Source organism: Myroides sp. C6-3 (assembly GCF_050522425.1).
In the GTDB taxonomy this organism is placed as follows: domain Bacteria; phylum Bacteroidota; class Bacteroidia; order Flavobacteriales; family Flavobacteriaceae; genus Flavobacterium.
Genome location: NZ_JBMVQP010000016.1, coordinates 71967 through 80539, shown reverse-complemented (window position 1 = coordinate 80539; position 8573 = coordinate 71967). Strand labels below are relative to the sequence as shown.

Sequence of the window (8573 nt, the reverse complement as noted above, 5' to 3'; positions counted from 1 at the left end):
GCTCATCTCTTTATTATTTGAGACAAACTTACTATCTTACATCATCTTATGAAATATGTGGTTGCTCGGGTGCATACTTTGTAAACGCTAATAACATTGTAAAATATGTACGTCTTCACGATGCAGTAATTGTTTTAGAAACCACAGAAATAACTCAAACAGAATTTGAAACGGTTAAATTTAATACTAAAGAGGTAAAACCGCCAGCAGTTATAAATAATAAGAAAAGCTTTTACCAAATTGATGCAGATAATAGAGTTATTACTCAACCCGTTTTTTATAAAGAGTTTTTTGAACAAGAAAATTTTATAAGAATTACAGAAGCAGAAACTGATAAAATAACCATTTTTAAAGACTCTAATAACGTAGTTAAACCTTTTAATTATAAAACAGATACTGTTTCTTATTTATCCGAAAAAATAAACGAATATGATACAACGGCAGTACAAAATCAAATTACACGAGATATTAATAACATCATTAACGGGGGCTTTCTATTAATGAAACCCAAAAAACTTATTTATTACACTGATTTACAAAATGAATTTGGAATACCATTTAAAAATGGTTTTTGTAAATACACTAAAGGAAATGAACAAACGGAAATTTTGGAGTATGAAGAAGTAAACGGATTTTTTGCACAACATCCAACACAAGAAAAAAACTTTGAGTTTAAAGAATATGTTGAACCTTGTGAATTTGAACGTTTTCTTACTATGGTTTCAGTTGCAAAAGACCCAATTAAAGAAACGCTTACAGCAACAGAAAACAAAATAAGAATGCAATTCTTTAAAATGTTTGGTTATTTATGCCATAGCTACAAAGACCAAAGTTTTAGCCCTGCAATCATTTTGTCAGATGAGGGAGCTAATGATATTAGCCGAAAAGGTGGAAGAGGAAAAACTCTAATCACTAAAGCTTTACAGAATGTTAGAAATACCAAAATTAAAGGAGGTAATGAGTTTGATGGTAGTTACAGACACAAGTTTGCAGACCTAGAACAAGAACACAAAATCTATGTTATTGATGATGTATTGGCTGGTTTTAATTATGATGACCTTTATACTAATATTATTGGAGATATTACCTGTGAACGTAAAGGAAAAACAGCAATAACAATTCCTTTTAAAGATGCTCCTAAATTTGTAATAACCACAAATTGGGCAGTTCGATATGATGCTGAAGCAACTTCAACTCACAGACGTTTTTTAGAGTTTAAATTAACTGATTATTTTAATCTTGATAATACACCTAATGATGTTTTTAATCGTAGATTATTTGAAGATTGGGATTCTGATGAATGGAATCGTTTTTACAATTTTGTGTATGCTTGTGTTGGTTATTATTTAGAATTTGGTTTAGACGCACCGAAGTATGATAAAGAAGAAGATAATTACAGGGCATACTTTTCTAATGATGTTATTACAGAAGAGTTTGAACGTGTTTTTAGTTTAATTTCAAATAAAGCAGATGGTTTTAATGCAACAGACTTTCTTAATTTATATAAGTCAAATGACAATCCATTGCGAAATGAAAGTTATTTTCATCATAAAAATATCAAAAAATTCGTTGATGCCTATGTAAAGTATAAAAAATTAAACTTTGAATATAATCTAACAAAAAGAAAGTGGTTTAATAAATCCGATTTTTAAGAGTTAAATGTAATTAGGACAGTTTAATTACAATAAAAATGACACTTAAAAACGATGACAACTCTCAGATTTAGGTAACTATTACGGTAATGACAGTAAATAATAATGTATCGTGTGAAGAAAAATAATGTACTGAAAAAACAATGTACTTAATTTATAAATATAAAGATACAGATTTAACTGTCATTACCGTAAATCTAAAAATAAAGTGCTAAATAACAATATGTTATAGTAAAAATGATTGTAACATCAATTGTAAACCTATTACATTGTTTACGAATGATAGAAAACCAAAGTTCTCTAAACATTTAGGTTTCAAAAAAAGAATAATATGCCTAAAAAAAACACATTTCCAACATTATATGATGAGGTTATACAGCTAAAAATCACTAAGCTCAAAGAATGGAATTACCTCAACCCTAACCAAATAAAAAGTGGTATATTCACTTGGAGTAGCAAAGGAAAGAAAAGAGATGCTATAATAGTAACAGTAAACACAAAAGAAGAACAGCCTTATGTTGAGTTAAATTATAATTATAAAAATGAACCTCAAAATTATAGAATCAATTTAGTTTGCGTACCCTCAAATTTAGGTAATGGCTTTGTTTGGTATTTTCTTTGTCCAAGAACAAATAAGCGATGCCGAAAAATGTATTTAGTAAATGGATATTTTATACAGCGTGAAGCGTTTAAAGGTTGTATGTATGAAATACAAACCTATAGTAAAAAGAATAGGCAAATTAATAAAATACTCAGTACGCATTTTAAATTAGATAAATTATACAGCGAGTTGAATAAAAAGCATTTTAAAAAAACGTATGCGGGTAAACCAACAAAAAAGTATTTGCGTTTAATGGAACAAATACAAGAAGGTGAAAGCATACCTTATGAAGAAATTGAAAAATGTTATTTTAGCTAGTTTATTGGGTTAATTCATTATTTTTTTGTACCTTAATACTACCTGAAAACCATTTATACTTAGCCGTATCTAATGTTTGTAATTTATTTTAAAACTCCTGAAGTAATAATCAGGAGTTTTTTATTGCTTTTAATTATTAGCTATAATACAGTTTATCTAATGGTTTTAGTTTTTTTGACTAATGTTCCCTTTTTACTTATCTTTCCATTTTAAAAAACTAAACAATGTCAGAAGAACAAAAACGAATCCTAGAAGGCAAACTTTGGGATATTGCCAATATACTACGTGGTAAAATGAATGCGAATCAATTTCAAGATTATATCTTGGGATTTATTTTTTACAAATACCTTTCAGAAAAAATATTAACAGAAGTAAACGAAGTATTAGCACCTGATGGAATTACCTATTTTGATATAGAAGAAGGTACAGAGCAAGGCGATGCTGATTTAGAAGAACTAAAAGCAATTTTAGTAGAAAAGGTTGGTTATTTCTTAAAACCTTCTGAATTGTTTTCGTCTTTAGCTAAAAAAGGAAATGCAAAAGCAGAAGATGACAACGAAGAAAGCATTGATGTTTTTATCTTAGAAGATTTAGAAAAGGTTTTGCGTAATATAGAACGTTCTACACTTGGAACAGAATCGCAAGATGATTTTGATAACTTATTTTATGATATTGATTTAAACTCGCAAAAGATTGGTAAAACACCGTTAGAGCGTAACCAAACCATATCTAAAATAATGAATGCCTTAAACGAAATTGATTTTGATTTAGCCAATACCGAATCTGATGTTTTAGGCGATGCGTACGAATATTTGATTGGTAAATTTGCCGAAGGTGCTGGACAAAAAGCAGGCGAATTTTATACACCTCAACAAGTTTCTACCATTTTAGCTAAAATTGTAACTGTCGATAAAACCAAACTAAAATCGGTTTACGACCCAACCTGTGGTTCGGGTTCTTTGCTTTTGCGTGTAGCGAAACAAGTAGATGAGGTTGGGCAGTTTTACGGGCAAGAAATGAACAGAACAACGTATAACTTGGCTCGAATGAACATGATTTTGCACGATGTATCGTATTTAAAATTTGATATTAAAAACGATGATACCTTAGAGCGACCTCAGCACAAAGAACAACAATTTGAAGCCATTGTTGCCAACCCACCATTTTCTGCCAATTGGAGTGCCAATCCGTTGTTTATGGACGACGAACGTTTTTCGCAATTCGGAGCATTAGCACCAAAAGGAAAAGCAGATTTTGCCTTTGTGCAACATATGTTTCATCATTTAGCTGATAACGGAACTATGGCAACCGTTTTACCACATGGCGTTTTGTTTAGAGGAAGTACAGAAGAAAAAATTCGTAAACATTTTATTGAAGAATTAAACGCTATTGATGCCGTAATTGGTTTACCTGCCAATATCTTTTTTGGTACAGGTATAGCCACTTGTATTTTGGTATTAAAAAAATGCCGAAAAGACAGCGAAAATATTTTGTTTATAGATGCAAGCAAAGGTTTTGAAAAACAAGGCAACCAAAATGTTTTATTGCCCGAGCATATTAATGCCATTGTAGAAACATACAAGAACAGAACAACTGTCGATAAGTTTTCTTACTTAGCAACGCTAGATGAGGTACGCAATAACGAGTACAACCTAAACATACCGCGTTATGTAGATACGTTTGAAGAAGAAGATGCGATTGATATAAATGCGATTGCAGAAGATATAAAACAGTTGGATATAGATTTACAAACCAACCAACAAACTATTACAGATTTTTGTAAACAACTTAATATAAAAACACCTTTTTAAGCAATGGAAAATTTACAACCAAAATTGAGATTTCCTGAGTTTAAAGAAGAATGGAAAATGTACTTTATTTCAGATTTTTTTAAAGTAGGTTCAAGCAAAAGAGTAAAGCAAGAAGATTGGAAGACCGAAGGAATTCCATTCTATAGAACGCGTGAATTGGTTAAGTTATCTAAAAACGAAAAAATTGAAAACGAAATATTTATTTCAGAAGAACATTATAACGATTTAAAATCTAAATATGGAGTTCCAAAAATAGGAGATTTACTTATCAGTGGTGTTGGAACATTAGGTATTAGTTATGTTGTAACTAATAATAATCCATTTTATATAAAAGATGGAAATGTTTTATGGTTTAATAAAGTAAAGAATATAAATTCTTTATTCTTTAATTATAACTTTAAAACAAGATTTTTACTTTCTCAAATATTAAATAATGCTTCTGCAACGACCGTTGGAACATACACAATTGATAATGCGAAAAAAACAAAATTCTTTTGTACTGAAATACAAGAACAAACCAAAATCGCTGACTTTTTAAGTTCAGTAGATAAACAGTTGGATATTCTTAACCAAAAGAAAGAAAAACTAAACCTTTACAAAAAAGGAACAATGCAACAATTGTTTTCGCAACAAATCCGTTTTAAGGACGATAACGGAAACGATTTCCCTGATTGGGAAGATACTAAAATTGGAGAGGTTTGTCAGATAAAAAGAGGAGCATCTCCAAGACCGATTTCAAATCCAAAATGGTTTGATGAAAACTCAAAAATAGGTTGGGTAAGAATTTCAGATGTAACTAAATCTAAAAATATTTTACAAACAACAACACAATATTTATCAGAAGAAGGTATATCAAAAAGTAGATTAGTAAAAAAAGATAATCTAATTATGAGTATATGTGCAACAATTGGTAAACCTATTTATACAGGTTTTGATGTTTGTATTCATGATGGATTTGTAGTGTTTGAAAATTTGAATTGTGTTCATCAATATTTATTTTATTACTTAGACTTTATTCAAGAAAAATGGTATAAATATGGTCAACCAGGAACTCAAATTAATTTAAATTCTACGATTGTATCTGATGAGTATTTTCCGTTACCGAAATCATTAGCAGAACAAACCAAAATCGCCAATTTTTTATCAGTAATAGATACGCAAATAGAAGCGGTAGAAAACCATATAACCAAAACCGAAACCTATAAAAAAGGATTGTTACAACAAATGTTTGTGTAAAAACTACATCTTATGACTACTCAATCAGAACAAGCACTCGAAAATAAAATGATTCAACAACTGGTTAGCAATGGTTATGAGCGTGTAACCATTACTAACGAAGATGATTTAGTTGTCAACCTAAAAAAACAACTAGAAAAGTTTAATCATACTACATATACCGATTCAGAATTTAAGCAAATCTTAAATCATTTAACCAAAGCATTAAATCCGTTTGATAAAGCAAAGGTTTTACGAGATAAGTTTTCGTTTAAAAACGATGAAAACGAAACTGTTTACGTCGATTTCTTAAACATGGAGCATTGGTGTCAAAACGAATACCAAGTAACTCACCAAGTAACCATGCACGGCAAGTACGAAAACCGTTATGATGTTACAATTTTAATCAACGGTTTGCCATTGGTACAAATCGAATTAAAAAAACGTGGTTTAGAAATTAAAGAAGCGTTTAACCAAGTGTTGAGGTATCATAAACATAGTTACGGTGCTGGTTTAGGGTTGTTTCAGTATGTGCAATTGTATGTGATAAGCAACGGAACAAATACAAAATATTACACCTACAGCAAAGACCAAGATTTTAAATTTACGTTCTATTGGACAGACGAGAAAAACAAACGTATTTCTGATTTAGAAGATTTTACCAATACATTTTTAGATAAATGTCATGTAAGTAAAATGATCACACGTTATATTGTTTTACACGAAGGCAATAAACAAATAATGGTTTTACGTCCGTACCAATATTATGCGGTAGAAAAGATAATTGATAAAGTAAAAAACAGCACTACCAACGGTTATATATGGCATACAACGGGTTCAGGGAAAACGCTGACTTCATTTAAAGCAAGTCAAATTTTATCTAAACTACCAAAGGTAGATAAGGTTGTTTTTTGTGTAGATAGAACCGATTTAGATTATCAAACATCAAGAGAATTTAACGAGTTTAGTCCTGGTTCTGTAGATTCTACAGATAATACTAGGAAATTAGTACAACAATTTGCCGATGTAAATACTAAACTAATTGTAACCACCATTCAGAAATTAAACACGGCTATTAGCAAAGAAAAGCATACGAAAGTAATGAACGATTTAGCAGATAAAAAAGTCGTATTTATTTTTGATGAATGCCACCGTTCACAATTTGGCGATACACATCAACGCATTGTAAAGTTCTTTAAAAATCATCAAATGTTTGGTTTTACTGGAACACCAATTTTAGAAAAAAACGCACAATCTAAAAACGGAGTTAAAAAATTAACAACCGATTTGTTTGGCGAACGACTACACGATTACGTTATTACTGACGCTATTAGTGATAATAACGTTTTGCCTTTTTCGATAGAATATGTCGGAAAATATAAATACAAAGAAACATCTAAAAACAATTTAGATATTGAAGTAGAAGCTATTGATACCACCGAACTTTTTGAAAGTGATGAACGTATTGAAAAAATAGCCAATTACATTATAAACAACCACGACACTAAAGCAAAGAATAAAGGTTTTACAGCGATGTTTTGCATTAGTAATACCAAAACATTAATTAAGTATTTTGATTTATTCAGAAAGCTAAAAAACGAAGGAAAACATAATTTAAAAATTGCAACCATCTTTAGTTATACAGCCAATGAAGATGCCAATGAAGATAAATCAGGAGAAATTCCTGAAGAAAATTTAGACTTCAGCAATGCAAAAGTTGATATTCATACAAGAGATGTTTTAGATAAATACATAGAAGAATACAATAAGGAGTTTGGTACAAGTTATTCAACAAAAGACAGCAAATCGTTTAACGATTATTACAAGAACGTAGCAAAACGAGTAAGAGAAAAAGAAATTGATATTTTATTTGTTGTAAATATGTTTTTAACGGGTTTTGATTCGCCAAACTTAAATACCTTGTATGTTGATAAGAATTTAAAATATCATGGCTTAATTCAGGCTTATTCACGTACAAACCGATTAAAAGGAGAGAATAAACCCTACGGGCAAATTGTTGTTTTTAGAAACCTTAAAAAAGCAACTGATGATGCAATTGAATTGTTTTCTAATAGAGAAGCTAAAGAAGTTATTATTGTACCACCTTTAGAAGATTATATTGACCAATTTAATGAAGCAGTAGCAACACTTTTAGTAATTGCTCCAACTTATCAAAGCGTTGATGATTTTTATTCAGAAACTCAAAAATTACAATTTGTAAAAGCGTTTAGAGAATTATTGAGGTTAAAAAACCGTATGGATACCTATGCAGATTTTAACTTTGCAGATTTAGTTATAGATGAACAAGCGTTTAATAACTACAGTTCTAAGTACCAAGATTTAAAACGTGAAGCAGAAAACGCACCTAATAAAGATTCAATTTTAAACGAAGTTGATTTTCATTTAGAGTTGATTCATAAGGATATTGTAAACGTAGATTATATTTTACGTTTGTTAGCCAACTTAGAAGAAGAAGAAATTGAAATAGAAACCAAGAAAAAACGTCAGTCAGAAATTTTATCAATGATTGATAACGACCCTGTTTTAAGAAATAAAAGAGATTTAATAGAAAAGTTTATAGTTGAACAATTGCCTGTAATAAGCTCAAAAGAAGATGTTACAGAAGCTTTTGAAAACTTTACGAATACAGAGAAGGTAAAAGAGTTTAACTATCTTGTATTAGAAGAAAATATAAATGAAAGTAAATTAAAAGAAGCTTTAGAAAGCTATATGTTTACAGGAAGATTTCCAACTAACAATGAATTAGTTGAAACGCTTAAAGAAAAACCATCGTTTAGAGAACGTAGAACAATAGGCGAACGATTAATTTCTAAAGTAAATTACTTTGCTGATAGATTTTTGAGAGGATAATATTTTAAAGTTTAAAAGAAGGTTTAAAAGCCTTCTTTTTATTTGATAAAAGTAACTTTAAAAACATTTAGTGTGCAAATTGTGTGCAAAAATAAAACTGAAAAA

At 29.8% G+C, this 8573-nt stretch carries 5 protein-coding genes; all 5 read left to right on the top strand.

The annotated features are described in order from the left end of the window. Window positions 1-1652, top strand: a 1652-nt coding sequence (locus ACPDG9_RS08730; RefSeq protein WP_430527375.1) for a primase-helicase family protein, incomplete at its 5' end; no start/stop codon positions are given. 331 nt (window positions 1653-1983) lie between these two features. Then, window positions 1984-2571 carry a hypothetical protein gene (locus ACPDG9_RS08725; protein ID WP_286466949.1) on the top strand — a complete coding sequence of 196 codons (588 nt, stop codon included), beginning with the start codon at window positions 1984-1986 and terminating at the stop codon, window positions 2569-2571. Window positions 2572-2795: 224 nt separating this feature from the next. After that, window positions 2796-4382: a type I restriction-modification system subunit M gene (locus tag ACPDG9_RS08720; RefSeq protein ID WP_430527374.1), complete on the top strand. Its 1587-nt coding sequence runs from the start codon at window positions 2796-2798 to the stop codon at window positions 4380-4382. Window positions 4383-4385: 3 nt separating this feature from the next. Beyond that, window positions 4386-5618, top strand: coding sequence for a restriction endonuclease subunit S (locus ACPDG9_RS08715; protein ID WP_430527373.1), 1233 nt, complete (start codon window positions 4386-4388; stop codon window positions 5616-5618). 12 nt (window positions 5619-5630) lie between these two features. Further along, the gene (locus ACPDG9_RS08710; RefSeq protein ID WP_430527372.1) at window positions 5631-8468 is read left to right on the top strand and encodes a type I restriction endonuclease subunit R; all 2838 of its coding nucleotides are present in this window, start codon (window positions 5631-5633) and stop codon (window positions 8466-8468) included. Window positions 8469-8573 lie beyond the last annotated feature (105 nt).

Excerpts from the sequence above, each read along its gene's own strand:
- ACPDG9_RS08725 (WP_286466949.1), top strand. The coding sequence starts at position 1,984 with ATGCCTAAAAAAAACACATTTCCAACATTATATGATGAGGTTATACAG.
- ACPDG9_RS08720 (WP_430527374.1), top strand. The coding sequence starts at position 2,796 with ATGTCAGAAGAACAAAAACGAATCCTAGAAGGCAAACTTTGGGATATT.
- ACPDG9_RS08715 (WP_430527373.1), top strand. The coding sequence starts at position 4,386 with ATGGAAAATTTACAACCAAAATTGAGATTTCCTGAGTTTAAAGAAGAA.
- ACPDG9_RS08710 (WP_430527372.1), top strand. The coding sequence starts at position 5,631 with ATGACTACTCAATCAGAACAAGCACTCGAAAATAAAATGATTCAACAA.